This window comes from Rhizobacter terrae (genome assembly GCF_003852895.1).
Classification (GTDB): Bacteria; Pseudomonadota; Gammaproteobacteria; order Burkholderiales; family Burkholderiaceae_C; genus Albitalea; species Albitalea terrae.
In genome coordinates, this window is sequence record NZ_QUSW01000007.1 from 88,952 (window position 1) to 114,158 (window position 25,207).

Here is a 25,207-nt window from a genome sequence, read left to right on the forward strand (position 1 = left end):
GGGCTGGGTGGCGATGGACGCCCAGTATTGCGGAGGCCAGCTTGCAGCGGTGTACGCAGTTTCGCGCATGGGGCTGTTCGCCGTGAAGACGCACACTTCGGGCATCCTTCCGATGCCCGCATGGCATGGCGCCATGCTGCATTTGGCATCCCTCACGAGGGGATGCCCGCTCCTACAATCCCCGAGCCTTGGCGGCCCAAGCCGGCCGCACCCAACGACCAAGACCACCCGCGAGACCAGGCCATGTCCGACAAAGAGCAGAAACGCGCCGAGTTGCGACGCGCCGCCCTCGAGTACCACGAGTTCCCCACCCCCGGCAAAGTGGCCATCGCGGCCACCAAGCAGATGCTCAACCAGCGCGACCTGGCGCTGGCCTATTCGCCCGGCGTGGCCGCGGCCTGCGAGGAGATCGTGGCCGATCCGGCCAACGCCTTTCGCTACACCTCGCGCGGCAACCTGGTGGCCGTCATCACCAACGGCACGGCGGTGCTGGGCCTGGGTGACATCGGCCCGCTGGCGTCCAAGCCGGTGATGGAAGGCAAGGGCGTGCTGTTCAAGAAGTTCGCCGGCATCGACGTCTTCGACATCGAGATCCAGGAGAAGAACCTGGACAAGCTGGTGGACATCATCGCGGCGCTGGAGCCTACCTTCGGCGGCGTGAACCTGGAAGACATCAAGGCGCCCGACTGCTTCTACGTCGAGCGCCGGCTGCGCGAGCGCATGAAGATCCCCGTCTTCCACGACGACCAGCACGGCACGGCCATCGTGGTGGGCGCGGCGCTGCTCAATGCGCTGAAGGTCAGCGGTAAGGACATCAAGAAAATCAAGCTCGTCACCTCCGGCGCGGGCGCGGCGGCGCTGGCCTGCGTGGGCCTGCTGGTGAAGCTGGGCGTGCCGCGAGAGAACATCTGGCTGACCGACCTGGCCGGCGTCGTCTATGAAGGCCGCGCCGAGTTGATGGACGAGGACAAGGCCGTCTTCGCGCAGAAGACGACGCACCGCACGCTCGCAGAGGTCATCGCCGGTGCGGACGTGTTCCTGGGCCTGTCGGCAGCCGGGGTGCTGAAGAAGGACATGGTGGCCAAGATGGCCGACCATCCCACCATCTTCGCGCTGGCCAACCCGACGCCGGAAATCCTGCCCGAGGAAGTGCTGGAGGTGCGCTCGGACGCGCTCATCGCCACTGGCCGCACGGACTACCCGAACCAGGTCAACAACGTCCTGTGCTTCCCCTACATCTTCCGCGGCGCGCTCGATTCCGGCGCGACGACGATCACCGACGAGATGGAGATCGCCGCGGTGCACGCCATCGCCGAGCTGGCGCAGGCCGAGCAAAGCGAAGTGGTGGCCGCGGCCTATGCGGGCGCGAACCTGAGCTTCGGTCCGGAGTACCTCATCCCCAAGCCTTTCGACCCGCGGCTGATGATGAAGATCGCGCCGGCCGTGGCCAAGGCGGCGCAGGACTCCGGCGTGGCGGTGCGGCCGGTCGCCGACCTCGATGCCTACCGCGAGAAGCTGCAGACCTTCGTCTACGCCTCGGGCACGACCATGAAGCCCATCTTCCAGCTCGCCAAGCGGGCTGACAAGAAGCGCGTGGCCTATGCCGAAGGCGAGGAAGAGCGCGTGCTGCGCGCAGTGCAGGTGGTGGTCGACGAAGGCCTGGCGCGGCCCACGCTGATCGGCCGTCCTGACGTGATTGCCCAGCGTTGCGAGAAGTTCGGCCTGCGCCTGCAGGCTGGCAAGGACTACGACCTCGTCAACACCGAGAACGACCACCGCTACCGCCAGTACTGCCAGACCTACCACGAGCTGACCGCCCGCAAGGGCGTGACGCTGCAGCTGGCGAAGATCGAGATGCGCCGGCGGCTCACGCTCATCGGGGCCATGCTGCTCAAGAGCGGCGAGGTCGATGGCATGCTGTGCGGCACCTGGGGCACGACCTCGATGCACCTGCACTACATCGACCAGGTGATCGGCACGCGCGAAGGCGTGAAGACCTACGCCTGCATGAACGGGCTGATCCTGCCCGGCCGCCAGGTGATGCTCGTCGACACGCACGTCAACTACGACCCGACGGCTGCGCAGCTGGCCGAGATCACCGTGATGGCGGCCGAGGAGATGATGCGCTTCGGCCTGCGCCCGAAGGCCGCGCTGCTCTCGCACAGCAACTTCGGCTCCAGCAACCAACCCTCGGCCATCAAGATGCGCGAGGCGCTGGGCATCCTGCAGCGCGAGGCGCCCTGGCTGGAGGTGGATGGCGAGATGCACGGCGACACCGCGCTGGACGCCGCCTACCGCCATGAGCTGATGCCCACCAGCAGCCTGACCGGCGAGGCCAATCTGCTGGTGCTGCCCAACATCGACGCGGCCAACATCTCCTACAACCTGCTCAAGACGGCTGCGGGCGGCGGCATCGCCATCGGACCGGTGCTGCTGGGGGCGGCGCTTCCGGTGCACGTTCTGACGCCGTCGGCCACGGTCCGGCGCATCGTGAACATGACGGCGCTGACGGTCGCGGACGCCAACGCGGCCCGCTGAAAACCTTGCGTGATGGCCCGCGGCGTCCGCCGCGGGGCCCAAGCACGCCTGCTTGTCCGGCGCAAGACAGGCTCAAAAGCCGCCGCGACCCCCAGGGAATGTGACACCCGGGTTACGCCGGCGGCGAATGAGTTTCAAGGCTAAAAGTTCCCCTCAAGTCCTCGATAAACGCACACTCTCTGAGGATGTGTGCGCACGCTGACTACACCGTCAGGTTGCACCAATTTTAGGCAAAGGCTTGAGCTTTCCGGTCCGTTTCGGTACCATCACGGTTTCAGGTTTCAGGGAAAACCCGTGTCTCTCTCCAGCCAGGCAACGCCGTGGCAAGCCCTTCGCAGGGCTGGATTCGCGATCCTTCTGGCCGGTGCCGCCGTTGGTGCCGGAACCATCGCTCCTTCGGTAGCGATGGCCAAGGGCTCCAAAGTCCAGGACATGGCCAGCGTGGCGTTTGCCGAGCTGCCCAAGGAGGCACAGACCACCGATCGCTTGATCCGCGCCGGAGGTCCCTTCCCCTACCCGAAAGACGGCATCGTGTTCGGCAATCGCGAACGTGTGCTCCCGGCCCAACCACGTGGTTATTACCGGGAATACACGGTCAAGACGCCGGGCGAACGGAACCGAGGCGCCCGCCGCATTGTCTGTGGTGGGCGTGAGGTGACCCGACCCGACGCATGTTTTTATACCGGCGATCACTACGCGAGCTTCCAACGCATCGTGTATTGAGCGCAGGTCTGGCAGTTTTTGTTAGTGACTTGAGGAGGAACGCGACATGCTTTTGCAGACCGTCCGTCCGAACATTGTTCAATCGATCCGCGCTTACCGCGTGGAGGATCTGCAGCAGGCCGCGCAAGACGTGGGCCAGCATTTCCTCTATGCGAACCTGACGGCGGCCCAGTCCAAGCAGGACGTTCTCGACAGCATCGCCGAGTCCTTCCTCTTCCCGGTGCATTTCGGCAAGAACCTGGATGCGCTGTACGACTGCATGACCGACCTCGTGCACAAGTCCGGCCAACAGCCCGGCTTCGTGGTCGTGCTGGAGCAACTGCCCGACAACCCCCGTTTCGACCGTGAAGCGCGCGAGCAGCTTCTCGATGTCTTCCGCGATGCCGCCGACTTCTGGGCGGAGCGAAAAATACCATTCAGGTGTTTCTATTCTTTTCAGTAGCCCGCTCCCAAGAACAAGGGTCATGGGAGCGGGCGACGGAAGTGGCCCAGACGATCGCCGACAACAAGCCCGCCAAGGCGGCTTCGAAGGCAGCACAGGCAGCGAGCTTCGGCATGAACATGCCGATGATGAGCAGTGCCTTTGACACGGCGATGTGGCTGAACGCAGCCTGATCTGCATTCGGCGATGTCCAAAACAAAAAGGCGACCTTCGGGTCGCCTTTTTGTTTTGGGAGTCCGAAATCAGAGGGCCTGTGCCAACGCCACGTACTCCGCCACCGGGACTTCCTCCGCCCGGCGTTGCACGTCGAAGTCGCCAGGGAAGTTGTGCTCCTCCAGCCACCGCCCGAGCGTGTGCCGCAGGATCTTGCGCCGCTGCGAGAACGCCACCGTCACCATCTCGCCCAGCAGCGCCGGATCGATCCGCGGTGGCTGCGGAAAAGGCTGCATCCGGACCACCGCCGAATCCACCCTGGGCGGCGGATCGAAGGCCTCCGGCGGGACGTCCAGCACGTTCTCGATGTCGTAGCGCCACTGCAGCATCACCGACAGGCGGCCGTAGTCCTTGCCGCCGGGCGATGCCGCCATGCGGTCCACCACTTCCTTTTGCAGCATGAAGTGCTGGTCGGCGATGTGGTCCACCGCCCCCAGCAGATGGAAGAGGATGGGCGTGGAGATGTTGTAGGGCAGGTTGCCGATGACCCGCAGCTTCGCGCCGGCCGCGGCCGCCAGCGCGGCGAAGTCGACGTTCAGCACGTCGGACTCCACCACCGTGAGCTCAGGGCGCCTGCGAAGCCGTGCGGCGAGGTCGCGGTCCAGCTCGATCACCGTGAGTTGGCCGCTGCGTTCCACCACCGGGTTGGTCATCGCGCCCAGCCCGGGACCGATCTCCACCAGCGGGTCGCCCGGCCGCGGGTCGATTGCATCCACGATGCCGTGGATGACCGCCGTGTCGGTCAGGAAGTGCTGTCCGAAGCGTTTGCGCGGGATGTGCTTCACGAGGCTCGCGGCCCGGGTCAGACCGGCGGCTCGCGCATCTCGATGTAGGCCCGGGCACGCAGGTCGCGCAGCCAATCGAGGTAGGCCGGGTCGAACTTCTGCTCGCGCAGCACATTCTTGGCCTGCTCGCGTTGCTGCTTCGGATCCAGCGTGGTCTGGCGGCGGTCGATGACCTGGATCAGGTGCACGCCGAAGCGCGACACCAGCGGATCCGAGATGCCGCCGATGGGCAGCGCGTTCATCGCTTCCTCGAACTCCGGCACGAACTGGCCGGGCGAAGCCCAGCCCAGGTCGCCGCCCTGCGGCGCGCTGCCGTCCTCGGAATTGTCCTTGGCGAGTTGCTCGAAGCTGTTGGCGCGCGTGCCGATGACGCGCTTGAATTCCGACAGGCGGCGCACGGCCGCTTCCTGCGTCAGCTGCGCCGACGGACGCAGCAGGATGTGCCGCGCATGCGTCTGCGTGATCGAGAAGGCGCCGGCTTCGCGGCGCTCGATCAGCTTGAGCGAGTGGAAGCCTGCCGCGGTGCGCAGGTACTGCGGGGCGATTTCGCCGGCCTTCAGGCCGCGCACCTGCTCCACGAACACGTCCGGCAGCCGCGTGGACGCCCGCAGGCCGATGACGCCGCCGTTCGCCCGGTTGGCATCCTCGGAGACCTCCTTCGCCACCGCCTCGAAGGCCTCGCCACCGCGCACGCGCGCCAGCGCGGCATCGAGCTTGGCCTTGCGTTCAGCCACGACCGCATCGCTCGCGCCTTCGGGCACGGTGACGAGGATCTGGGCGATGTTGTACTCGGTCGCGTTGCCCGCCTGTGCGCGCTGCTTGTCGAGCAGCGCATCGATCTCGGCTTCGGTGACCTTGATGCGGCCCTGGACCTCGCGCTCGCGGATGCGCTCGATCATGATCTGGTCGCGGATGTTGTTGCGAAAGCGGGTGAAGTCCATGCCCTCGGCCGTCAGCCGCTGTCGCAGCTGGGTCAGCGTGATCTGGTTCTGCGCCGCCACGTTGGCCACGGCGCGGTCCAGCTCGGCATCGTCCACGCGCTGGCCGTTCTCGCGGGCATGGGTGACCTGCACCCGCTCGTCGATGAGGGCGTCCAGCACCTGCTGGCGCAGCTCGGCCGCAGGCGGCAGCTTGGTGCCGTTGCGCTGGGCCGTGTCGCGGATGCGCGCCAGGCGCTGCTCCAGCTCACCGTTGGTCACCAGCTCCTGGTTCACGATCGCCAGGATGTAGTCGGCCGTGCGCGGCGTGGTGCGGGCCTTGGGGGCCGTGGCCTGTTGCGCCATGGCGGGCAGCGCACACAGGGCGAAGGCCGCGGCCAGGGTGCCTGCGGCGGCGCGGGCCTTGCGCCCGAAGGCGGCTGCATCGAAGTGGATTTCAGTCATAGAACGAATTGGTCGCTGGGGCGGAAGTGCCGTCGCGCAGCAGGCGGTAGCCCGGGATATTGTCCTTCAAGACCTGCAGGGGGTTTGAACCCAGCCGTGACAAGCCAACGAGTTCGAGCTGCCACAGCAGCCGCGTGGTGGCTTCGCTGCGGCCGGTGGACAGGCGCTCGGCCACCAGCCGACCGATCCAGCAGCCGGCGTCGTACTCCAGCCCCACCACCGCGTCGGTGACACGGCTGTCGCGCGTGCTGTAGTTCACCCGTCCCACGGCATACATCGTGCCCTTGCAACTGCCGCTGCCGCCGGTGACGCGCAGCTCCTTGGCCGGAGCGGGCGAATCGTCGACGCCGGCCGGCAGTGGTCCATAGAGTGGCCATTGCCAGCCGAGTTCAACCTGTTCGCTCAAACCCCGGGCCAGGCGGTAGGTGGCGTTGATGGTGCGGTAGGGGCCGGGCGAATAGCGGGCGCTGACGATGGAGCGCACGGCACTGTGGGTGTCGGGGTTGTACTGGACCGTGCCGTCCAGGTGCCAGCGGGGGATGAGGTTGCTGGAGCCCAGCAGGAGGATGTCGGAGAAGCGCTGCGTGAACGGCGTGCCCTCGGGCGTGATGCGCTGGTCGCGGAACAGGAAGCGCTGCACCACGCCCAGGCGAACCGCCTCGGCGCCAGTGTCGGGTTCCAGCAGCCGGGTGGTGACGCCGGCGGTGAGCTGGTGCGCGTCGGAGACGCGGTCCACGCCGGAGAAGGCGTTCTCCGTGTAGATCGTCTCGAAGTTGAAGTCCTTGCCCGCCGAATCGAAGTTCGGCAGCAGCGTCTGGTCGCGGAAGGGCGTGTTGACGTACAGCAGCCGCGGTTCCAGTGTCTGGCGCACCTCGCGGCCGAACCACCGGGTGTCGCGCTCGAACACCCAGGCGCTGTCCACGCTGAGGGTGGGAATGATGCGCGAGGCCGTCCTGCGGCCATCGGACATCGGCTGGTCCAGCGAATAGGCCGCTGCGTTCAGCGACAGCTTGGGCGTGAACGACCAGCCGGGCGTCAGCCAGGGCCGGGCGATGCTGGCCAGCGTGTGCGCACGCACGCCGGTTGGGCGCGACAGGTCGGCCGCCAGCGTGCCGTCGGGATTGACGAAACGGTTGAACTCGCCCTCGAAGCCCAGCTCCAGTCCACCACCCAGCCGTTGCAAGGTGCGCGCGCCGATCTGTGGCAGCCGCTGGTACGGTGCCTCGGTGATGGGCGCATCGGTGTTTTGCAGCACCTGCCACTGCATCGCGCGGGCGTAGGTGGTCCACTCGCCCAACGGCTTGCTGGCCTGTACATCCGACAGCAGCAGGCGCGGGGTGATGGTGTTGAGGTTGCGCGGGAAGTCTTTCCAGTAGTCGTCGTCCGAGACGCGCAGTGCCCGCACCGCCAGGTTGGTGTTGCCGATCAGCGCCGCGTCGTGCGAGAACGTGACGGCGTACCGCGACTTGCCCGTGAGCTTGTCGTTGGGCATCAGGTCGAGGTTGAGGTTGCCGTTGTAGTGCGGCTCGAGGTACCGCAACTCGGTGCCCAGCGACACGCCGCGCTTGGTGGCGAAGCCGGGCGTGATGGTGGCGTCGCGGTTGGGCGCGATGTTCCAGTAGTAGGGCACCGACATCACGAAGCCGCTCTTGCTGTCCAGCGGGTAGATGTTGGGCGGCAGCCAGCCCGACTTTCGCGCGTCCGTCAGCGGAAAGCTCAGCACCGGCGCACCCAGGATGGGCACGCCCATGAAGCGCAGCACCGCGCCCTCGGCGATGCCCTCGTTCGCCTCGAAGTCCATCTTCACCTTGGACGTGCTGAGCAGCCAGGCCGGGTCGCCGCTGCCGTCCGTCGGGCAGCTGGTGTAGGTGGCGGCGGTGGCCACGGCCCGCTGGTCGTCCAGGAAGTCGATGCGCTGGGCTGACCCGCCTGCGCCGGTGCGGCTGAAGAAGTAGGTCGGCTGGAGGAAAAAGCCCTCGAAGCGCTGCACATGCAGTTGCAATTCGGGGCCGGAGTAGATGTTGCCGTCGCGGCTGACCCGCACGTTGCCGCGGGCGGTGGCGAGGTCGTCGGCGTTGTCGTAGGCCAGGCGGTCGGCGCGGATCACCATGCCGCCGCGGCGGAACTCGGCATCGCCTTCGGCCACGGTTTCCAGGTCGGGCCGCCCGCGCAGCTCCTTGGCCTGCAGCACGATGGGAAGCTTGCGGGAGGCGTCGCCGCGCGAGGGCGCCGCCAGCGTGGGCGAGATCTGCAGCTGGATGCCCGCGTCCTGCGCGGCGGCCGTGCCCGCGCCCATCAGCGCCAAGGCGGCCGCCACCGGCGCGAGGCGGTCAGGCGGCATCAGGCAAGGCGAGTGGACGGAGCGACGCAGCAAGGCGGGATGAAAGACAACGGGGAGGAAGACGCCCGCCTTGGTCGGTGACGCTGCTCGAGGACGAGCGGTGCGAAGTTGCCAAGCTTGTCGGGGCTGGTTTGTAGAATCGATTATCCATGAGGCACCGCCCGAGAGCGGCGCCCACCCTTTGACGGCACAGGCACACGTCCCAAGTCCGCGCGACGCGCGGCGAATCCCCCACGCACGCCATGAACACCCAAACCCCCCAAGCCCCCGAGCCGGCCGTCCACTGGGCGGACGAATCGCGCCACCAGTTGTTCGATGCCTGGCTCGCGAAGATCGCGCCCCGGCATGGCCTGCAGGCCATCACGCTGCAGCCGGCGTCGGCCGATGCGAGCTTCCGGCGCTACCTGCGCATCGCGGGCCAGGGCGGCAGCTTCATCATCATGGATGCGCCGCCGCCGCACGAGGACGTGCGGCCCTTCGTGCGGATCGCCGGCCTGCTGCTCGATGCCGGGCTGCATGCGCCGCAGGTGCTGGAGCAGGACGACGAACACGGCTTCCTGCTGCTGAGCGATCTGGGCAACCGCCTGTACCTCGGCGAACTGCAGGCCGCGGTGAAGGCCGGGGACAGCAAGACCATCGCCACGCTCATGCACGACGCGACGACCGCGCTCGTGACCTGGCAGCTCAAGGGCGATGCCAGCGGCCTGCCTCCCTATGACGACGCCCTGCTGCGCCGCGAGATGCAGCTTTTTCCCGACTGGCTGGTGGAGCGCGAGTTCGGCCAGACCTGGACGGACGAGCAGAAGTCGCAGTGGCAAGGCGTGACCGACCTGCTGGTGAAGAGCGCGCTGGCCCAGCCCACGGTGGCCGTGCACCGCGACTACATGCCGCGCAACCTGATGGTGTGCGACGTGAACCCGGGCATCCTCGACTTCCAGGATGCAGTGCGCGGACCCATCACCTACGACGTGGCCTCGATGCTGCGCGATGCCTTCATCAGCTGGGACGAGGAGCAGGAGATCGACTGGGCCGTTCGCTACTGGGAGCTGGCAAAGAAGGCGGGCCTGCCGGTGCCGGAGGATTTCGGCGACTTCTGGCGCCAGATCGAATGGATGGGCCTGCAGCGCCACCTCAAGGTGCTGGGTATCTTCTGCCGCCTCAAGCACCGCGACCACAAGCCCAAGTACGCCGAAGACCTGCCGCGCTTCTTCCGCTACGCCCACCGTGTGGGGATCCGCTACAACGGACTGGGGCCGCTGGCGCGCCTCATCGAGCCACTGATGGGCGAGACGCGGACCGACGCGTTCTACTGACGCCGGGGATTCGGGGCTGGCCTCAGGCCTCGGCCTTGGCGCTGATGGCGGGCTTGGCCGTGGCCTCGGCGACGGGGCAGGGCTTGCTCGCGGTGCGTGTCTCGCAGCCGGCAGCGCTCAGCCACGGGTCCTTGTCCTCGCCACCGAAGACCTGCACGAGGAAATCCACGAACGCACGGGTGCGCGCGGGCACGTGCTTGCGCGTGGGCATGGCCGCGTAGAGCGACACGGTGAACAGGTGCCAGGCGGGCAGCACGCGCTCCAGGGCGTGCTCCAGCAGGGCGTCTTCCACCACGAAGGACGGCAGCCCCGCGATGCCCAGTCCGTGCAGTGCCGCGGCGTAGAGCGTGTCGGTGTGCACCGTGCCCAGCACCGGACGGTTGGGCGTGAGCGTCACCGACTCGCCGCCGGGTTCGTCGTCGCCCCAGGCGCCCTGCACGAAGGTGATCTCGCGCAGGAAGGTGGGCAACATGGCCTCGTGCAGCACGAGGTCGGTGGGATGCTCGGGCCGGCCGTTGCGGTCGAGGTATTCGGGCGAGGCGCAGGCGATCACCTCTGCCTTTGCCAGCCGGCGCGCCACGAAGTCGCCGTCCAGCGGGCGGCGGCCCATGCTGATGATGGTGACGTCGAAGTTCTCGTCCATCGTCTCCACCGGCCCTGGTGCCGACAGCTCGATGGTGATCTTCGGGTACATCGCGTGGAACTTGGGCAGATGCTTGGCGAGCTGGTGTGTCGCGAAGGCCGGTGCGCACAGGATGCGCAGGTGCCCGCGCGGCTCGGAGCTGGCCGTGCTGGCCAGCGCCTCGGCCTCCTCCACCTCGGTGAGGATGAGCCTCACGCGTTCGAGGTAGGACTCGCCGATGTCCGTCAGCGCCAGGCGTCGCGTGGTGCGGTTGATGAGCCGTGCGCCCAGGTGCTCTTCGAGGTCGGCCACGAGTCGGGTGACGACGGCCGGGGAGAGGTTCATTTCGCGCGCCGCGGCGGCGAAGCTGCCGGAATCGATGACCCGGCAGAAGACACGCATGGAGTGGAGTCTGTCCATTGCAACCCCTCTATTCTTTCAAAAACCGGAATGGCGAGATTCAGTTTAGGCCATTTATTGATCGAGTGGCAATGCCTAAAGTTCATCCCATCGCAACACCGACTCCCTCCTGAAAGGAAGCCACCATGAACGTCAAGCACATCGCCGCCCTGTCCCTCGCGCTGGCCGGCTCCGCCGCCATGGCTTTCGAAGCCACCGAATTCACGGATCCCGTCATCACCCCGGCCGGCGTGCACGCCATCCAGGCCGGCAAGACGCAAGAGCCGACCGCCATCGTCGTGAGCCGTGGCGAAGCCACCCAGTTCGTCGACGTGGCCCGGCAGACGCGCGATCGCGCCGAAGTCCGCGCCGAGGCCCGCACGGCCGCCCGCGAGCACAAGGTGAACCCGCTGTACATCGGCGGCTGATCCAGCCGGTTTGCATCTCCTGGGATCTCGCGTCACGAGGCCGCCTTCGGGCGGCCTTCGTCATTCAGGGCTGGACCGCGATGACCACCGTGGCCGTCTTGCTCGTGTCGGCCACCAGCGTGGCGGTGAGCGTGACCGTGCCGCCGCTGCTGGTCGTCACACTGCTCAGCCAGGTGGCGCCGTTGTCCACGATGACGCCCACGCTCGCGCTGCTGGAGACAGCCGACCAGGTCATGGTGGCCGTGGAGTCGAGCCGCACCTGATGCCCGGATTGCGCCACCAGCGGCGCCGTCTGCCCCGGCGTGACGCTCAATCCCGCCACGCGGATACCGTCGACCATGCCCGTGATGGTGAAGGCGGGCGACGGCGCAGCATCCCCGCCGCCACCGCAGGCGGACAGGCACATGGCCAGCAGGAAGCCGAAGAGAAGGCGAAGCGCGTGCATGCCGTGTCCAGGAGTGCGGTCCAGTGTAGAAGTCACATCCGCTGACAAACCGTTCCAGGCGTTGACCGCAGAGGCCAAAACGCTGACCGGCCGCACTCATCGGACAATGCAGGCTTCGCCTTCCGCCTGCCATGCTCCGACTCACCGAACTCCGCCTGCCGCTGGACCACGCCGACGACGCACTTCGCCCGGCCATCGTCGAGCGCCTTCGCATCCAGGATGCGGACCTCATCGACTTCAAGGTCTACAAGCGCAGCTACGACGCCCGCAAGAAGCACGCAATGCTGTTCATCTACACGGTGGACTGCACGCTGCGCGACGAGGCGAAGGTGCTGGCGAAACACCAGGGCGACCGGCACGTCACGTCCTCGCCGGACACGCGCTACAAGTTCGTCGGCCAGGTGCCGGCCGATTTCCACGCGCAAGGAAGACTGCGTCCGCTGGTCGTGGGCTTTGGCCCCTGCGGTCTCTTCGCCGCGCTGATCCTCGCGCAGATGGGCCTGCGTCCCATCGTGCTCGAACGCGGCAAGCCCGTGCGCGAGCGCACCAAGGACACCTGGGGCCTGTGGCGCAAGCGCGTGCTGGAGCCGGAATCGAACGTGCAGTTCGGCGAAGGCGGCGCGGGCACCTTCTCCGACGGCAAGCTCTACAGCCAGATCAGCGACCCGCGCTTCCTCACGCGCAAGGTGCTCACCGAGTTCGTCAAGGCCGGCGCGCCCGACGAGATCCTCTTCGTGAGCAAGCCGCACATCGGCACCTTCCGTCTGGTGAGCATGATCGAGAAGATGCGTGCCGAGATCGAATCGCTGGGCGGCGAGATCCGCTTCCAGCAGCGCGTGACGGACCTGCACATCGAAGGCGGCGCGGTGCGCGGCGTGACGCTCGCCTCGGGCGAGGAGATCCGCGCGGACCACGTCATCCTGGCGCTTGGCCACAGTGCGCGCGACACCTTCGCCATGCTGCACGGGCGCGGCGTGTTCATGGAAGCCAAGCCTTTCTCGGTGGGATTCCGCATCGAGCATCCGCAGTCCATCATCGACCGTGCACGCTTCGGCCCGAACGCAGGCAACCCGCTGCTGGGTGCGGCCGACTACAAGCTCGTGCACCATGCGAAGAACGGGCGCTCGGTCTACAGCTTCTGCATGTGCCCGGGCGGCACGGTGGTGGCGGCCACGTCAGAGCCCAACCGCGTGGTGACCAACGGCATGAGCCAGTACTCGCGCAACGAGCGCAACGCGAATGCGGGCATCGTGGTGGGCATCTCGCCTGCGGACTACAGCAGCGATCCGAACGCCACGGGCCCGGTGAATCCGCTCGACGGCATTGCCTTCCAGCGAGTGCTGGAGTCGCGCGCGTACGAGCTGGGCGGATCGACCTACGACGCGCCGGGCCAGCTCGTGGGCGACTTCATCAAGGGCCGAGCGTCCACGGAGTTGGGCACCGTGCAGCCTTCGTACAAGCCGGGCGTGCATCTCACCGACCTCGCGCCCAGCCTGCCGATGTACGCCATCGAAGCCATCCGCGAAGCGCTGCCGGCTTTCGACCGGCAGATCAAGGGCTTCGCGATGAACGACGCCGTGCTCACCGGCGTGGAGACGCGTACCTCGTCGCCGCTGCGCATCACGCGCGGCAAGGACCACCAGAGCCTCAACGTGCGCGGCCTCTATCCCGCCGGTGAAGGTGCGGGCTATGCGGGCGGCATCATGTCTGCCGGTGTCGATGGCATCGAGGTCGCCGAAGCCGTCGCGCGCTCACTGTTGAATATTCACGCTGTGTAGTCAGTGACCCGCTGCGTGTACTACATGCAGCGCTTGCAAGAAAAAATCGAGCGTGTAGTCGACTGATTCTTCAGGGTCGACACTGGTCTTTCGCTCGCGCCGTTCCCGCAACATGACGTTACCAAGTCAGTACCAAGGAGACGTCAATGGGGCACATCGCGAAACGCATCGCAGGCGCGGCATTGCTGGTCGCGGCCTTCGCCGTGCAGGCGGCGGAGAAGGGCAAGCTCACCATCTGGATCAACAACGACAAGGGCTACAACGGCCTGCAGAAAGTTGCTGACGAGTACACGAAGAAGACCGGCGTGAAGGTCAAGGTCGAGCACTTCGACAACGCGGTCGGCAAGTTCGAGGAGGCCATGGCCAATGGCAAGGGGCCGGACATCTGGATCTGGCCGCACGACCGGTTGGGCGACTGGATCAAGCGCGGGTTCATCGCACCCGTGACGCCTGACGCCGCACTGCGACAGGACATCGTGCAGGTCGCCTGGGACGGCTTCACGCAAGGCGGCAAGACCTGGGGCTATCCGCTGTCGGTGGAAGCCATCGCATTGCTCTACAACAAGGACCTGGTGCCCGAGCCGCCCAAGACCTTCGAAGAGATCATCCCGCTGCACTACAAGCTCAAGACAAAGGGCGTGCGCGCGATCGGCTGGGAAACCGAAAGCGCCTACTTCACCTGGCCGCTGCTCGCGGCTGGCGGCGCCTACGTGTTCCAGCGCAAGATCGACGGCAGCTTCGACGCCCGCGACACCGGCATCAACCACCCGGGTGCGATCAAGGGCGCCGAGTTCCTGATGTCGATGATCAAGAACGGCCTGCTGCCCGATGGCGGCCAGACCTACCAGGAAGCCGAGGAAGGCATGACCTCGGGCAAGCAGGCGATGTGGATCACCGGCCCCTGGGCCTGGGAGACGCTGGCCAAGGCGAAGATCAACTACGGCGTGGCCGTGCTGCCCACGCTCAACGGCAAGCCCGCGCGGCCCTTCGTGGGCGTGCTGGGCGCGATGGTCACGCAAAGCTCGCCCAACAAACAGCTGGCGGCGCAGTTCCTGGAGAGTCACCTGTTGCAAGCCAGCGGATTGGCGGCGATGAACCAGGACAAGCCGCTGGGCGTGCCCGCGTCCAAGAAGATGTTCTGGACGCTGTACAGCGACCCGCGCATCCGCACGTCCATGGACTCGATCTACGCCGGCCGCGCCATGCCCAGCAACACCGAGATGACGCTGTTCTGGCAGAACCTCACCACCGCGCTGAAGGACATGCAGGAAAGCGCCAAGCCGCCGCGCGATGCGCTGGAAGCCGCCGCGATCGGCATCCGTGGACAGCCGGTGAAGATGGCCTCGGCGAAGAAGTAGCCGACGGCGGGAGCGTTCAGGGCCTCGTGTACCAGAGGTCCTGGACGGCCAGGCTGGTGACGGGCTTGAGCCCTTCGGAGGCCATGTACTGGTTGACACTGGCAAAGAGATCGTCGCCCAGCTTCTCGATGCCGGCCGAACCGACGAGGTCGTCGGCCTTTCGCATGCCGGCCGTCACCTGCAGCAGCTCGGTGATGGGCATCAGCCGATGCTGCATGGCCTGCTGGTTGGACCAGCTGCCGGCATCCATCGACACCCGCACTTTCATGATGGCGCCGTCACGCGTGGTGCTGCGCAGCTCGCCGGGCGTGAACCATTGCGGCAGCGGGCGGTCGTCGCCAGGCACGGCGCGCTCGATGCCGAACCACGAACTGCCGTAGACCACCAGCAGCGGCACCCCGACCAATGCCGCCACGAACAACAGCACGACGAAGCTGCGCCCCAGGTTGCTGGTGGGCGGATCCTCGGCGACGGGAAATCTGGATTGGCGAGCCATGTCCGAGCCATTGGACCGTGGAACACGCCACGCGAGTCCAACGAAAAGCGGGCCCGCGGCCCGCTTGTTCATGTGCGAGCAGCGAACCGCTTCAGGGGCAGGCGGCCATCACCTGAGCCACCGCGGCCGTGAGGCGCTTGCCGTAGGGCACGTGCAGGAATTCGTTCGGGCCGTGCGCGTTGCTCTTGGGCCCGAGCACGCCGCAGACCATCATCTGCGCCTGCGGGAAGCCCTGCTGCAGCATGCCCATCAGCGGGATCGTGCCGCCCTGGCCGATGAAGCCGCAGGGCGCGCCGTAGTGGGCCTGCGAGGCGGCGTGCAGCGCGTCTTCCATCCACGTCGCCAGGCTGGGCGCGTTCCAGCCTGAAGCGCCTTGCGCGCCCACGCGGCCATCCGCATGGAAGGTGACCTTGGCGTTGTAGGGCGCGTTGTCTTCGAGCAGGGTCTTGAGTTTCTGCGCGGCCTCGTTGCCGTCGACCAGCGGCGGCAGGCGCAGCGACAGCTTGAAGGCGGTGTAGGGGCGCAGCACGTTGCCGGCGTTCTTCAGCTCGGGGAAGCCGTCCACGCCCGTCACGCTCAGCGTGGGCTTCCAGGTGCGGTTGATGAGCGACTGCACCGGGTCGGTGGTCGTCGGCAGGGACGGTCCGCCATCGGCGCCGCAGGCCCAGGGGAACCGCTTCCAGACCTCGTCGCCGAGGATGGCTGCCGTCGCCTTCGCCTGTTCGACCCGGTCGCCGGGAATCTGGCAATGGAAGCTTTGCGGCAGCAGCTCGCCGGTCTTGGAATCCTCCAGCCGGTCCAGCACCTGCCGCATGATGCGAAAGCTCGACGGCACCAGGCCGCTGGCGTCGCCGGAGTGGATACCCTCGGTGAGGATCTCCACCTTCAGCGTGCCCGTCACGTTGCCGCGCAGGCTGGTGGTCAGCCACAGCTGGTCGTAGTTGCCCGCGCCGCTGTCCAGGCACACCACCAGCGCCACGTTGCCCAGCCGCGGGCGCAGCAGGTCGATGTAGGCGGGCAGGTCGAATGAGCCGCTTTCCTCGCAGGCCTCGATGATGCCCACGCAGCGCGGACGCGGGATGCCCTGCTTGTCCAGCGCCAGGATGGCGGTGAGCGAGGCATAGATGGCGTAGCCGTCGTCCGCGCCGCCGCGGCCGTACAGCAGCCCGTTCTCGTACTTGGGCGTCCAGGGCCCGAGGTCGCTGCGCCAGCCGTTGAACTCGGGCTGCTTGTCCAGGTGGCCGTACAGGCAGATGGTGTCGGTGCTGCCGGGCTTGGTGGCGGGCACCTCGAAGTAGATGACCGGCGTGCGGCCTTCCAGGCGGATCACCTCCAGCTTCAGGCCCGCGACCTTCTTGCCCTCCACCCAGGTGGCGGCATCGCGCACCACCCGCTCGATGTAGCCGTTCTTCTGCCAGTCGGCATCGAACATCGGGCTCTTGGCGGGAATGGCGATGTACTGCGTCAGCGCGGGGACGATCTCCTCGTCCCAGGTGCGCTCGGCGAACGCAGCCAGCGCGGCGGATTCATCGGGTTGCAAGGGCAGCAGCGGGTCGCGTGCGTTCATCTCGGGGGCTCCTTTTTGGGGAAGCGTCGAGTGTAGGACTTCGCTTGCCCGCAAGCGCCCGGCAATGCCCCGCAGGGCATGGAGGATGTCTCAGCGCAGCCGCGTGGCCAGCCAGTCACCCACGTAGGCCAGCACCTCGGCCTGCTCCGGCTCGTTGAAGATCTCGTGGTACAGCTTGGGCCATTCGCGCGAGGTCACGACGCTTCGCGGCGCGGCAGCGCTGAAGTCCACGCTGCCCTTGGGCACCACGCACTTGTCGCTGCCCGCCCAGGTCAGCAAGGTGGGCGTCGTCCACTTGGGCGCGAGCTCCAGCACCTTGGCGCCCCCGTCGAGGATGAAGCGAACGATCTTGGGCGTGATGCGGTCGTGCACCAGCGGGTCTTCCTTGTAGGCCTTGACGACGGCCGGGTCGCGCGACACCCACGAGGGGTTGAGGCCGTTGTTCACCGCGAGGTTGGGCGTGAGCGGCTCGGCGATGGACAGCATCATCTTCTGCGCGGCATTCATGCCGATGTCGATGGCCGGCGAGCTGAGGATCAGCGCGTCCACCGGCCGGCTCCACTTGGGCGGCGTGGCTTCCAGCGCACCCGCCACGAAGCGCGCCGCGATGACGCCGCCCAGGCTGTGGCCGGCCAGCACCAGGGGGCCAGGGTATTGCTGGCGCACCGCGTCCATCACCAGGGCGAGGTCGGTGGCGAAGTCGTCCGGCTGGTTGAGCACGCCCTTGTCACCGCCGCTCCTGCCGTGGCCGCGGTGGTCGTAGCCCACCACGTTCCAGCCCTGGGCGTTGAGGAACTTCGCCACGTGGGCGTAGCGCATGATGTGCTCGCCCAGCCCGTGCGCGATGAGCACCGTGCCGCGCGCCGGAGCGGCCGCTGCGGGCCAGTGCTGCACGAAGAGGGACAGGCCGTCGTAGGTGGTGAGCGAGGTGTTCATGGTGGCGCAGTGTAGGCACGGCCCGGACTGTCCGGTGGGTGACTGCGTCCAAAGGCACGCGCGGCCACCATTTTGGCGCCGCCGGGTCCCGCGGATTGACGCACGATGCCGGCCATGACGACACACGGAGACTCCATGAACGACTTCTTCCAGCTCGGCACCGAAGCCGGCATTGCCCACCTGCAGTTCAACCGGCCCGAGCGGATGAACACCATGGCCCCGGCCTTCTTCCCGGCGTTCCGCGACGCGGTGCAGGCCCTCAGCGACAGCGGCGAGGCCCGGGTGCTGGTCATCTCCTCCACCGGCAAGCATTTCAGCGCCGGCATGGCGCTGGAGACCTTCGGCGGCCAGGGCGGCATGCTGGACACGTCCAGCCCGCGCGCCCGCCTGAGCTTCCAGGAAGGCCTGCGCCGCCTCATGGGCTGCTTCGACGTGCTGGACACCGCCCGCATGCCGGTGGTTTGCGCAGTGCAGGGCGGCTGCATCGGCGGGGCGCTGGACCTGGCCGCGGCCTGCGACATCCGCGTGTGCAGCGAGGACGCGTTCTTCTGCATCCAGGAGATCAACGTCGGCATGGCCGCCGACCTGGGCGTGCTGCAGCGCCTGCCCAAGCTCATCCCTCAGGGCGTGGTGCGCGAGCTGGCCTATACCGGCGACCGGCTGCCGTCGGCGCGGGCCCTGGAGCTGGGTCTGGTGAACGCCGTGCTGCCCGATGCCGCCGCCTTGCTGGCCCACGCGATGAAGCTGGCCCGCAGCATCGCTGCCAAATCTCCGCTGGCCATCACCGGCAGCAAGCTGGCGCTGAACCAGGCGCGCGACCATGGCACGGCCGCGGCGCTGCACCAGATGACGCTGCTGCAAAGCGCCATCTTCGACACCGCCGAGATGGCCGAGGCCATCGGGGCGTGGAAGGGCAAGCGGGACGCGAAGTTTCCTGACCTGAACCCGGTGCCGCCGGACGAAGCCTGAAGCGGCGGGACAGGCCACGTTGCAAATTGCACGAATGCCTCACCGGGTGAACAGCCGGCCCCCGCGCCGCCGGACCTAAACTTGGGGCGAGCGCCCGCTTCCTCGGCGGGAACGACATTGCTTCAAGGGGAGGGGCTGCGGTGCAGCAATCACACATCTCGTCCGGGAAGGCCTTCCTCGGCCTCGCCGGGGCCATGGCCGCCGCGGCCTTGCTCGCCAGCTGCGTGGCCACCGCGCCGCCGAGGCCGCTGGTCAAGTACGTGCCGCCCACCGGCGGCCCCACCGCCCGGCTGGTCATGCGCGGCACGGTTCCGGCCGGCGAACTGTTCTCGGTCAACGTGTTCGAGGACGCGGAGAAGTGCGAAGGCACCAAGCTCGTCGGCGTGGGCAGTTCCACGGTCACGCCCAAGTCCAGCAGCGTGGTGGCCAACGCCGTGACCACCGTCGAGTACCGCGTCGACAAGCCGGCGCTCAGGCAGGTCTGCGTCATGCGCTGGACCTTCACGCCGGTGGCCGGCCGCAGCTACCTGGTGCGCGGCCAGTCCACGCCCACGGGCTGCGGGGCGGCCGTGTTCGACATGACCGATCCCGAGAACATCAAGTTTGAACCCACCGCGCTGCGGCGCAATCCCAAGGGCTCGGCCTGCGTGCCCATCGGCCAGTCCAAGGCGCTGGGTGTGGCGGGTGCGGCTTCGAGCGCCACCTCGGGCGACAGTGGCGATGCCGTGCTGCGCCAGGGCGCGGGCTCCGAAGAGCTGCAAGGCCTGATCGGCAAGTGAGCGCAAGGAGCAAGACATGACATCGCTTCGATGGACGACGCTGTGGGGTGCGGCGCTGGCGGGCCTCGCGGCCCCGCTCGTGCACGCCGCAGCGTTGCAGCCCGCGCAGGTCTACGACAAGGTCTCTCCCAGCGTGTGGCGCGTGCAGACCTACGACGTGGACGGCCTGCCCATCGGCATCGGCAGCGGTGTGGTCATCGCGCCGGACACGCTGGTCACCAATTGCCACGTGCTCGCCAAGGCCAAGCGCGTGGCGGTCAAGCACGACAAGATCAGCATCGATGCCAAGCTGGACCTGTGGGACCCGCCGCGCGACGTGTGCCAGATCAAGGCGCCCAACCTGAATGCGCCCGCGGTCAAGCTGGGCGATGCCTCGGCCTTGTCGGTGGGACAGAACGTCTTCGCCATCGGCAATCCCAAGGGGCTGGACCTCACCATGAGTGCGGGCCTGCTGTCGTCCATCCGCCGCAACGACAAGGACCAGATCATCCTGCTGCAGACCTCGGCCGCCATCTCAGGCGGCTCCAGCGGCGGCGGCCTGTTCGACGACCAGGGCGTGCTCATCGGGCTGACGACCATCGGTTCCATCACCGGCGATGCGCAGAACCTGAACTTCGCCGTGCCGGTGGATTGGGTGAAGGAATTGCCGCAGCGCCACGCCAAGGCCGCAGCCGCTGCCGCGGCGAAGGCGGCGAGTGCGGCCGCTTCAGCACCGACCGCGGTGGCCGCCGCAGCACCTCCTGCCGTGCCTCCCAACGTGGTGGCTGCCGCTGTCACGGCACCGGCCAAGGGCGGCATCGAGGACGTGAGCCGGCTGCCCTATGCCTCCGAGCAGATGCGCGACCGCTACCGCGTGTTCCTCACGCGCCCGCTGCCCAGGGCCTTCGTGATTTCCGAAGGCGGGAAGTGGTACCAGGCCTGGGGCACCAAGGTGAAAGACCCGGCCGCGCCCACTGACCCGGGCGCCCGCGCCTTGGCCGAGTGCGAGAAGCTGGGCGCCGGCAAGTGCTTCCTCTACGCGGTGGACGACAAGGTGGTGTACGACAAGGCCGAAGGGCAGTAGCCCTCTGGCCTTGGCCGTTCGGCAGGTCAGTCAGCGGGCCGTGTCCGCAGGCGGCGTCCACCCACCGCCCAGCACCTTGTAGACCGTCACCAGGTTCTGCACCTGCTGCGCCTGCGTCTGCACCAGCGCCTGCTGGGCAGTGAAGAGTGCGCGCTGCGCATCCAGCACGTCGAGGTAGCTCGACGCGCCGTTGCGGTAGCGCAGGTCGGCCAGGCGGTAGCGGGCTTCCTCGGCGGCGGTCTGGGCCTGCTGGGCCTGCAACTGCTCGGTGAACGTGGCCCGGCCGGCGAGGGCGTCCGAGACTTCTCGGAACGCCGTCTGGATGGTGCGTTCGTACTGGGCCACCGCGATGTCGCGGCCCACCTTCGCCGATGCGAGATTGGCGCTGTTGCGGCCGGCGTCGAAGATCGGCAGGGTGAGCGAGGGCGCGAAGGTCCACGCGGCCGAGCCGCTCTTGAACAGGCCGTTCAGTTCGGAGCTTGCCGTGCCCACGCTGCCGGTGAGCGTGATGCGCGGGAAGAACGCTGCCCGTGCCGCGCCGATGTTGGCGTTGGCTGCGATGAGTGCCTGCTCGGCGGCGCGCACGTCGGGCCGGCGCACCAGCACCTCTGACGGGATGCCGGCGGGCAGGTCGGCCACCATGCGCTGATCCAGCAGCGGCAGGCCGGCGGGCAGGTCCGCCGGCAGCCCTTGCCCGAGCAGCAGCACCAGTGCGTTCTCATCGAGCGCACGTTGCCGCGTCTGCTGCGCGAAGGCCACGCGTGCGGCTTGGTGCAGTGACTCGGCCTGGCGAAAGTCCAGCTCGGACGCCGCGCCGTTGTCGAACTTGAGCCTGGTGAGCTTGAGCGACTCCTCGCGGCTGACGAGTGTCTGCTTGGTCGCCTCCAGCAACTGCTCGTCCGCCAGCAGGTTCAAGTAGGTGGTGGCAACCTGCGCGATGAGCGAGATCTGCGCGGTCTTGCGCGCCTCGTCCGTTGCGAGGTATTGCGCCAGCGCCGCATCGTTCAGGTTGCGCACGCGGCCGAAGAAGTCGAGCTCGTAGCCCGTGACCGCCAGGCCCACGGTGTAGAGACTGGTGACGGCCCCGCCCGCGGCGGCGCTGGGCCCGCGCGAGGCGTTGGCGCCGGCGTTCACGGTGGGCCACAGGTCCGCGCGGCGGATGTCGGCCGCCGCCCTCGCCTGCTCCATGTTCAGCGCGGCGATGCGCAGGTCGCGGTTGTTGGCCAGCGCGATGCCGATGAGCCGCTTGAGGCGTTCATCCGCGAAGAAGGACTGCCATTCGAGGTCGCTTGCAACCGGACCGGACACGGCCGTCCCGTCACCCGAAAAACGCTCGGGCACCGGGGCCGCCGGCCGTTCGTACTTGGGCGCGAGCGACATGCAGCCGGCCAGTGCCGCTGACATCACCACGCTGAGCGCAAGTCGCTTACTCATGCGCATCCTCCACCGGCTTGGCCGCGGGACCGCCCGCGCCGTTGCCGTTGTTGTCCAGCTCATGCGCATACATCTTCCTCTGCCGTTCGCTGCCCTTGAACACGCGCCGCACCACCACGAAGAACACCGGCACGAAGAACACCGCCAGCAAGGTCGCGCTGAGCATGCCGCCCATCACGCCGGTGCCGATGGCGCGCTGGCTGGCCGAGCCGGCGCCGGTGGCCACCACCAGCGGCATCACGCCGAGGACGAAGGCCAGCGAGGTCATCAGGATGGGCCGGAAGCGCAGGTGCGCGGCTTCCAGCACGGACTCGACCAGGCCCTTGCCCTGCGCATGCAAGTCCTTGGCGAACTCGATGATCAGCACCGCGTTCTTCGCCGACAGGCCGATCACGGTGATGAGGCCGACCTTGAAGTAGATGTCGTTGGCCAGGCCGCGGAAGCTCGCCGCCAGCACCACGCCCAGCACCCCCAGCGGCACCACGAGGATGACCGACAGCGGGATCGACCAGCTCTCGTACAGCGCGGCCAGGCACAGGAACACCGCCAGCAGCGAGAAGCCCAGCAGGATGAACGCCGTCGAGCCCGACAGCTTTTCCTCGCGCGACTGGCCGGTCCACTCGAAGGCGAAGCCCGCAGGCAGTTGCGCGGCCAGGCGCTCCATCTCGTCCATCGCTTCGCCGGTGCTGCGGCCGGGCGCTGCGTCGCCGCCGATGCGCATGGTCGGGTAGCCGTTGTAGCGGATGGTCTGCATCGGGCCGGTGATCCACCTCGTGCTCGCGAAGGCCGAGAGCGGCACGGGCTGGCCCTTGCTGTTGAGCGCGTTCAGCTGCAGCAGGTCTTCGGGCTGCATGCGCGTGGGCGCATCGGCCTGCACGATCACGCGCTGCAGGCGGCCGGCGCTGGGGAAGTCGTTCACGTAGACCGAGCCCAGCGCGGTGGAGATGGCCGCGTTGATCGAATCGAAGCTCACGCCCAGCGCGTTGGCCTTGTCGCGGTCGATGTCCAGCTGCAGCTGCGAGGCATCCTCCAGGCCATCGGGCCGCACGCCCGTCACGATCTTGCTTTGCGAGGCCATGCCCAATAGCTGGTTGCGCGCGGCCAGCAGCGCGGCATGGCCGTGGCCGCCGCGGTCCTGCAGCCGGAAGTTGAAGCCCGAGGACGTGCCCAGTTCCGGAATCGGCGGCGGGCTCAGCGCGAAGATGAAGGCATCGCGAATGCCCGACAGCGCGAAGAAGGCGCGGCCCGAAATGGCTTGCGCCGTGTGGTCCTTGCCCTTGCGCTCGTCCCAGGGCTTGAGCGTCACGAAGGCCAGGCCTGCGTTCTGGCCCTGGCCCGAGAAGCTGAAGCCCATCACGCCCACCATGCTCTCCACCTCGGGCTGCTTGAGGATGAAGCCTTCCACCTGCTTGACCACTTCCAGCGAGCGGTTGAAGGTGGCGCCCGGAGGCAGCTGCACGTTGACGATCATGTAGCCCTGGTCTTCCTGCGGCAGGAAGGAGGCGGGCAGCAGCCTGAACATCGCCACCACCGCGGCGATGATGGCCAGGTAGACGATGAGGAAGCGTCCCGCGCGCTTGAGGATGCGCGCCACCCAGCCCTCGTAGCGCTTGGCCGTCTTCGAGAAGCCGCGGTTGAACCAGCCGAAGAAGCCGCTCTTCTCGTGGTGGTGGCCGGCTTCCACCGGCTTGAGCAGCGTGGCGCACAAGGCCGGCGTGAGCGACAGCGCCATGAAGGCCGACAGCGCGATGGAAGACACCATCACGGCTGAGAACTGCTTGTAGATGTTGCCGATGGAGCCGGTGAAGAAGGCCAGCGGCACGAACACCGAGATCAGCACCACCGTCACGCCCACGATGGCGCCGGAGATCTGCCCCATCGCCTTGCGCGTGGCGGCGCGCGGAGGCAGGCCTTCCTCGCTCATGATGCGCTCGACGTTCTCCACCACCACGATGGCGTCGTCCACCACGATGCCGATGACCAGCACCATGCCGAACATCGTCAGCACGTTGATGGAGAAGCCCAGCGCCAGCAGCACGCCGAAGGTGCCCAGCAGCGCGATGGGCACGACGATGGTGGGGATGACCGTGTAGCGCCAGTTCTGCAGGAACAGGAACATCACGAGGAACACCAGGGCCACCGCTTCGAGCAGCGTCTCGACGACCTGCGCCACCGAGATCTTCACGAAGCGCGAGCTGTCGTAGGGCATGAAGTACTTCACCCCCGAGGGGAAGTAGTGCGACAGCTCCTCCATGCGGTTCTTGATGGCCGTGGCCGTGGCCAGCGCATTGCCGGTGGGCGACAGCTGCACGCCGATGCCGGTGGAGGGCCTGCCGTTCAGCCGGGCGGAGGTGGCGTAGGTTTGCGCGCCCAGCTCCAGCCGCGCCACGTCACGCAGCCGCACCGCGGAGCCGTCGGCGTTGGCACGCAGCACGATGTTGCCGAACTGCTCCACGTTGGCGAGCTGGCCGTTGACCACCACCGTCGCGAAGATGGACTGCCCCGGCAGGTTGGGCAGCTCGCCGATGGTGCCGGACGACACCTGCGCGTTCTGCGTGCGGATGGCCGCCGTCACGTCGGAGGGCGACAGGCTGAAGCCGGCAAGCTTGGCCGGGTCGATCCACACCCGCATCGCGCGCTCGGTGCCGAACAGCTGTGCCTGGCCCACGCCCGGGATGCGCTGGATTTCCGGCAGCACGTTGCGCGAGGCGTAGTCGCCCAGCGCGATCGGGTCGTAGGCCGGGTTGTCGGAAGACAGGATGGTGAACAGCAGGAAGTTCGAGCGCGCCTTGTCCACTCGCACGCCCTGCTGCGTCACCGCCTGCGGCAGGCGCGGGGTGGCGCGGCTCAGGCGGTTCTGCACGTCCACCTGCGCGAGGTCGGGGTTGGTGCCCGGCTCGAAGCTCAGCGTGATGGTGCCCGAGCCGTTGGCCTGGCTCACGGACTCCATGTAGATGAGGCCGGGCGACCCGTTCATCTCCTGCTCGATGACGCTGATGACCGAGTCTTCCAGCGTCTGCGCGGACGCGCCGGGGTAGACGGCCGTCACCACGATGGACGGCGGGGCCACCGGCGGGTACTGCGAGATCGGCAACTGCGTGATGGCGACGGCGCCCATCACGATGATGAACATCGCGATCACCCAGGCGAAGATGGGGCGGTCGATGAAGAATTTGGCCATGGGGTGGCGTCCTGT

At 67.6% G+C, this 25,207-nt stretch carries 21 protein-coding genes; 11 read left to right on the top strand and 10 right to left on the bottom strand.

Annotated elements, in window-relative coordinates; translation table 11 throughout:
• The first annotated feature begins 243 nt into the window (after positions 1-243).
• From DZC73_RS22250 to DZC73_RS30520, 4 genes are all read left to right on the top strand, one after another.
• A complete protein-coding gene (locus tag DZC73_RS22250) occupies positions 244-2,538 on the top strand; it encodes an NADP-dependent malic enzyme (protein WP_124542585.1) in 2,295 nt (764 codons plus the stop codon).
• A 405-nt stretch (positions 2,539-2,943) separates the two neighbouring features.
• Positions 2,944-3,261, top strand: a complete 318-nt coding sequence (locus tag DZC73_RS22255) for a ribonuclease (RefSeq protein ID WP_235835253.1) — start codon at positions 2,944-2,946, stop codon at positions 3,259-3,261.
• 46 nt (positions 3,262-3,307) lie between these two features.
• The gene (locus DZC73_RS22260; RefSeq protein WP_124542586.1) at positions 3,308-3,703 is read left to right on the top strand and encodes a barstar family protein; all 396 of its coding nucleotides are present in this window, start codon (positions 3,308-3,310) and stop codon (positions 3,701-3,703) included.
• Between the two features lie 41 nt (positions 3,704-3,744).
• A complete protein-coding gene (locus tag DZC73_RS30520; protein ID WP_268879060.1) occupies positions 3,745-3,876 on the top strand; it encodes a hypothetical protein in 132 nt (43 codons plus the stop codon).
• A 69-nt stretch (positions 3,877-3,945) separates the two neighbouring features.
• Here the strand turns inward: DZC73_RS30520 and rsmA are convergent, their stop codons facing one another.
• Genes rsmA through DZC73_RS22275 form a run of 3 tightly spaced genes read right to left on the bottom strand, consistent with a single transcriptional unit; the run spans position 3,946 to position 8,424 of the window.
• On the bottom strand, positions 3,946-4,701 hold the full coding sequence (gene rsmA, locus DZC73_RS22265; RefSeq protein ID WP_124542587.1) for a 16S rRNA (adenine(1518)-N(6)/adenine(1519)-N(6))-dimethyltransferase RsmA: 756 nt from the start codon (positions 4,699-4,701) through the stop codon (positions 3,946-3,948).
• Between the two features lie 17 nt (positions 4,702-4,718).
• Positions 4,719-6,083 (bottom strand): peptidylprolyl isomerase, encoded by a 1,365-nt coding sequence (locus tag DZC73_RS22270; RefSeq protein WP_124542588.1) that lies wholly within the window; start codon positions 6,081-6,083, stop codon positions 4,719-4,721.
• Positions 6,076-8,424 carry an LPS-assembly protein LptD gene (locus tag DZC73_RS22275; RefSeq protein WP_124542589.1) on the bottom strand — a complete coding sequence of 783 codons (2,349 nt, stop codon included), beginning with the start codon at positions 8,422-8,424 and terminating at the stop codon, positions 6,076-6,078. The genes DZC73_RS22270 and DZC73_RS22275 overlap by 8 nt, the downstream gene beginning before the upstream one ends.
• Positions 8,425-8,666: 242 nt before the next feature.
• On the opposite strand from DZC73_RS22275, the gene DZC73_RS22280 reads away from it, so the two are divergent.
• Positions 8,667-9,737: an aminoglycoside phosphotransferase family protein gene (locus DZC73_RS22280; protein ID WP_124542590.1), complete on the top strand. Its 1,071-nt coding sequence runs from the start codon at positions 8,667-8,669 to the stop codon at positions 9,735-9,737.
• A 22-nt stretch (positions 9,738-9,759) separates the two neighbouring features.
• Here DZC73_RS22280 and DZC73_RS22285 read toward each other — a convergent pair whose 3' ends face one another.
• Positions 9,760-10,779, bottom strand: coding sequence for a LysR family transcriptional regulator (locus DZC73_RS22285; RefSeq protein ID WP_124542591.1), 1,020 nt, complete (start codon positions 10,777-10,779; stop codon positions 9,760-9,762).
• 125 nt (positions 10,780-10,904) lie between these two features.
• On the opposite strand from DZC73_RS22285, the gene DZC73_RS22290 reads away from it, so the two are divergent.
• The gene (locus DZC73_RS22290) at positions 10,905-11,186 is read left to right on the top strand and encodes a hypothetical protein (RefSeq protein ID WP_124542592.1); all 282 of its coding nucleotides are present in this window, start codon (positions 10,905-10,907) and stop codon (positions 11,184-11,186) included.
• Positions 11,187-11,250: 64 nt separating this feature from the next.
• Here DZC73_RS22290 and DZC73_RS22295 read toward each other — a convergent pair whose 3' ends face one another.
• Complete coding sequence (locus tag DZC73_RS22295) at positions 11,251-11,631, bottom strand: hypothetical protein (protein WP_124542593.1); 381 nt, start codon at positions 11,629-11,631, stop codon at positions 11,251-11,253.
• A gap of 131 nt (positions 11,632-11,762) precedes the next feature.
• On the opposite strand from DZC73_RS22295, the gene DZC73_RS22300 reads away from it, so the two are divergent.
• The gene (locus DZC73_RS22300) at positions 11,763-13,409 is read left to right on the top strand and encodes an NAD(P)/FAD-dependent oxidoreductase (RefSeq protein WP_124542594.1); all 1,647 of its coding nucleotides are present in this window, start codon (positions 11,763-11,765) and stop codon (positions 13,407-13,409) included.
• A 146-nt stretch (positions 13,410-13,555) separates the two neighbouring features.
• Complete coding sequence (gene malE, locus DZC73_RS22305; protein WP_124542595.1) at positions 13,556-14,767, top strand: maltose/maltodextrin ABC transporter substrate-binding protein MalE; 1,212 nt, start codon at positions 13,556-13,558, stop codon at positions 14,765-14,767.
• Positions 14,768-14,783: 16 nt separating this feature from the next.
• Here malE and DZC73_RS22310 read toward each other — a convergent pair whose 3' ends face one another.
• The 3 genes from DZC73_RS22310 to DZC73_RS22320 form a co-directional block, all read right to left on the bottom strand.
• Entirely contained in the window at positions 14,784-15,263 is a 480-nt protein-coding gene (locus DZC73_RS22310; RefSeq protein WP_124542596.1) for a flagellar basal body-associated FliL family protein, read from the bottom strand.
• A 91-nt stretch (positions 15,264-15,354) separates the two neighbouring features.
• Complete coding sequence (locus DZC73_RS22315; RefSeq protein WP_124542597.1) at positions 15,355-16,830, bottom strand: M20 family metallopeptidase; 1,476 nt, start codon at positions 16,828-16,830, stop codon at positions 15,355-15,357.
• A gap of 90 nt (positions 16,831-16,920) precedes the next feature.
• The gene (locus DZC73_RS22320; protein ID WP_124542598.1) at positions 16,921-17,766 is read right to left on the bottom strand and encodes an alpha/beta hydrolase; all 846 of its coding nucleotides are present in this window, start codon (positions 17,764-17,766) and stop codon (positions 16,921-16,923) included.
• Between the two features lie 135 nt (positions 17,767-17,901).
• On the opposite strand from DZC73_RS22320, the gene DZC73_RS22325 reads away from it, so the two are divergent.
• The 3 genes from DZC73_RS22325 (at position 17,902) to DZC73_RS22335 (ending at position 20,577) form a co-directional block, all read left to right on the top strand.
• Positions 17,902-18,735 carry an enoyl-CoA hydratase-related protein gene (locus DZC73_RS22325; protein WP_124542599.1) on the top strand — a complete coding sequence of 278 codons (834 nt, stop codon included), beginning with the start codon at positions 17,902-17,904 and terminating at the stop codon, positions 18,733-18,735.
• Between the two features lie 140 nt (positions 18,736-18,875).
• A complete protein-coding gene (locus tag DZC73_RS22330; RefSeq protein WP_124542600.1) occupies positions 18,876-19,514 on the top strand; it encodes a hypothetical protein in 639 nt (212 codons plus the stop codon).
• A 16-nt stretch (positions 19,515-19,530) separates the two neighbouring features.
• Positions 19,531-20,577 carry a S1C family serine protease gene (locus DZC73_RS22335; RefSeq protein ID WP_124542601.1) on the top strand — a complete coding sequence of 349 codons (1,047 nt, stop codon included), beginning with the start codon at positions 19,531-19,533 and terminating at the stop codon, positions 20,575-20,577.
• 30 nt (positions 20,578-20,607) lie between these two features.
• Here DZC73_RS22335 and DZC73_RS22340 read toward each other — a convergent pair whose 3' ends face one another.
• Both DZC73_RS22340 and DZC73_RS22345 read right to left on the bottom strand, forming a co-directional pair.
• On the bottom strand, positions 20,608-22,017 hold the full coding sequence (locus tag DZC73_RS22340; protein ID WP_161974700.1) for an efflux transporter outer membrane subunit: 1,410 nt from the start codon (positions 22,015-22,017) through the stop codon (positions 20,608-20,610).
• Positions 22,004-25,192, bottom strand: a complete 3,189-nt coding sequence (locus DZC73_RS22345; protein WP_124542603.1) for an efflux RND transporter permease subunit — start codon at positions 25,190-25,192, stop codon at positions 22,004-22,006. Before DZC73_RS22345 ends, DZC73_RS22340 begins: the two co-directional genes overlap by 14 nt.
• Positions 25,193-25,207: the final 15 nt, after the last annotated feature.

Coding starts and splice junctions, on each gene's coding strand:
- DZC73_RS22320 (WP_124542598.1), bottom strand. CDS start 17,766: ATGAACACCTCGCTCACCACCTACGACGGCCTGTCCCTCTTCGTGCAG.
- DZC73_RS22325 (WP_124542599.1), top strand. CDS start 17,902: ATGAACGACTTCTTCCAGCTCGGCACCGAAGCCGGCATTGCCCACCTG.
- DZC73_RS22260 (WP_124542586.1), top strand. CDS start 3,308: ATGCTTTTGCAGACCGTCCGTCCGAACATTGTTCAATCGATCCGCGCT.
- DZC73_RS22270 (WP_124542588.1), bottom strand. CDS start 6,083: ATGACTGAAATCCACTTCGATGCAGCCGCCTTCGGGCGCAAGGCCCGC.
- DZC73_RS22335 (WP_124542601.1), top strand. CDS start 19,531: ATGACATCGCTTCGATGGACGACGCTGTGGGGTGCGGCGCTGGCGGGC.
- DZC73_RS22280 (WP_124542590.1), top strand. CDS start 8,667: ATGAACACCCAAACCCCCCAAGCCCCCGAGCCGGCCGTCCACTGGGCG.
- DZC73_RS22275 (WP_124542589.1), bottom strand. CDS start 8,424: ATGCCGCCTGACCGCCTCGCGCCGGTGGCGGCCGCCTTGGCGCTGATG.
- malE (WP_124542595.1), top strand. CDS start 13,556: ATGGGGCACATCGCGAAACGCATCGCAGGCGCGGCATTGCTGGTCGCG.
- DZC73_RS22300 (WP_124542594.1), top strand. CDS start 11,763: ATGCTCCGACTCACCGAACTCCGCCTGCCGCTGGACCACGCCGACGAC.
- DZC73_RS22250 (WP_124542585.1), top strand. CDS start 244: ATGTCCGACAAAGAGCAGAAACGCGCCGAGTTGCGACGCGCCGCCCTC.
- DZC73_RS22345 (WP_124542603.1), bottom strand. CDS start 25,192: ATGGCCAAATTCTTCATCGACCGCCCCATCTTCGCCTGGGTGATCGCG.
- DZC73_RS22285 (WP_124542591.1), bottom strand. CDS start 10,779: ATGGACAGACTCCACTCCATGCGTGTCTTCTGCCGGGTCATCGATTCC.
- DZC73_RS22340 (WP_161974700.1), bottom strand. CDS start 22,017: ATGCGCATGAGTAAGCGACTTGCGCTCAGCGTGGTGATGTCAGCGGCA.
- DZC73_RS22295 (WP_124542593.1), bottom strand. CDS start 11,631: ATGCACGCGCTTCGCCTTCTCTTCGGCTTCCTGCTGGCCATGTGCCTG.
- DZC73_RS22255 (WP_235835253.1), top strand. CDS start 2,944: ATGGCCAAGGGCTCCAAAGTCCAGGACATGGCCAGCGTGGCGTTTGCC.
- DZC73_RS22310 (WP_124542596.1), bottom strand. CDS start 15,263: ATGGCTCGCCAATCCAGATTTCCCGTCGCCGAGGATCCGCCCACCAGC.
- DZC73_RS22290 (WP_124542592.1), top strand. CDS start 10,905: ATGAACGTCAAGCACATCGCCGCCCTGTCCCTCGCGCTGGCCGGCTCC.
- DZC73_RS22315 (WP_124542597.1), bottom strand. CDS start 16,830: ATGAACGCACGCGACCCGCTGCTGCCCTTGCAACCCGATGAATCCGCC.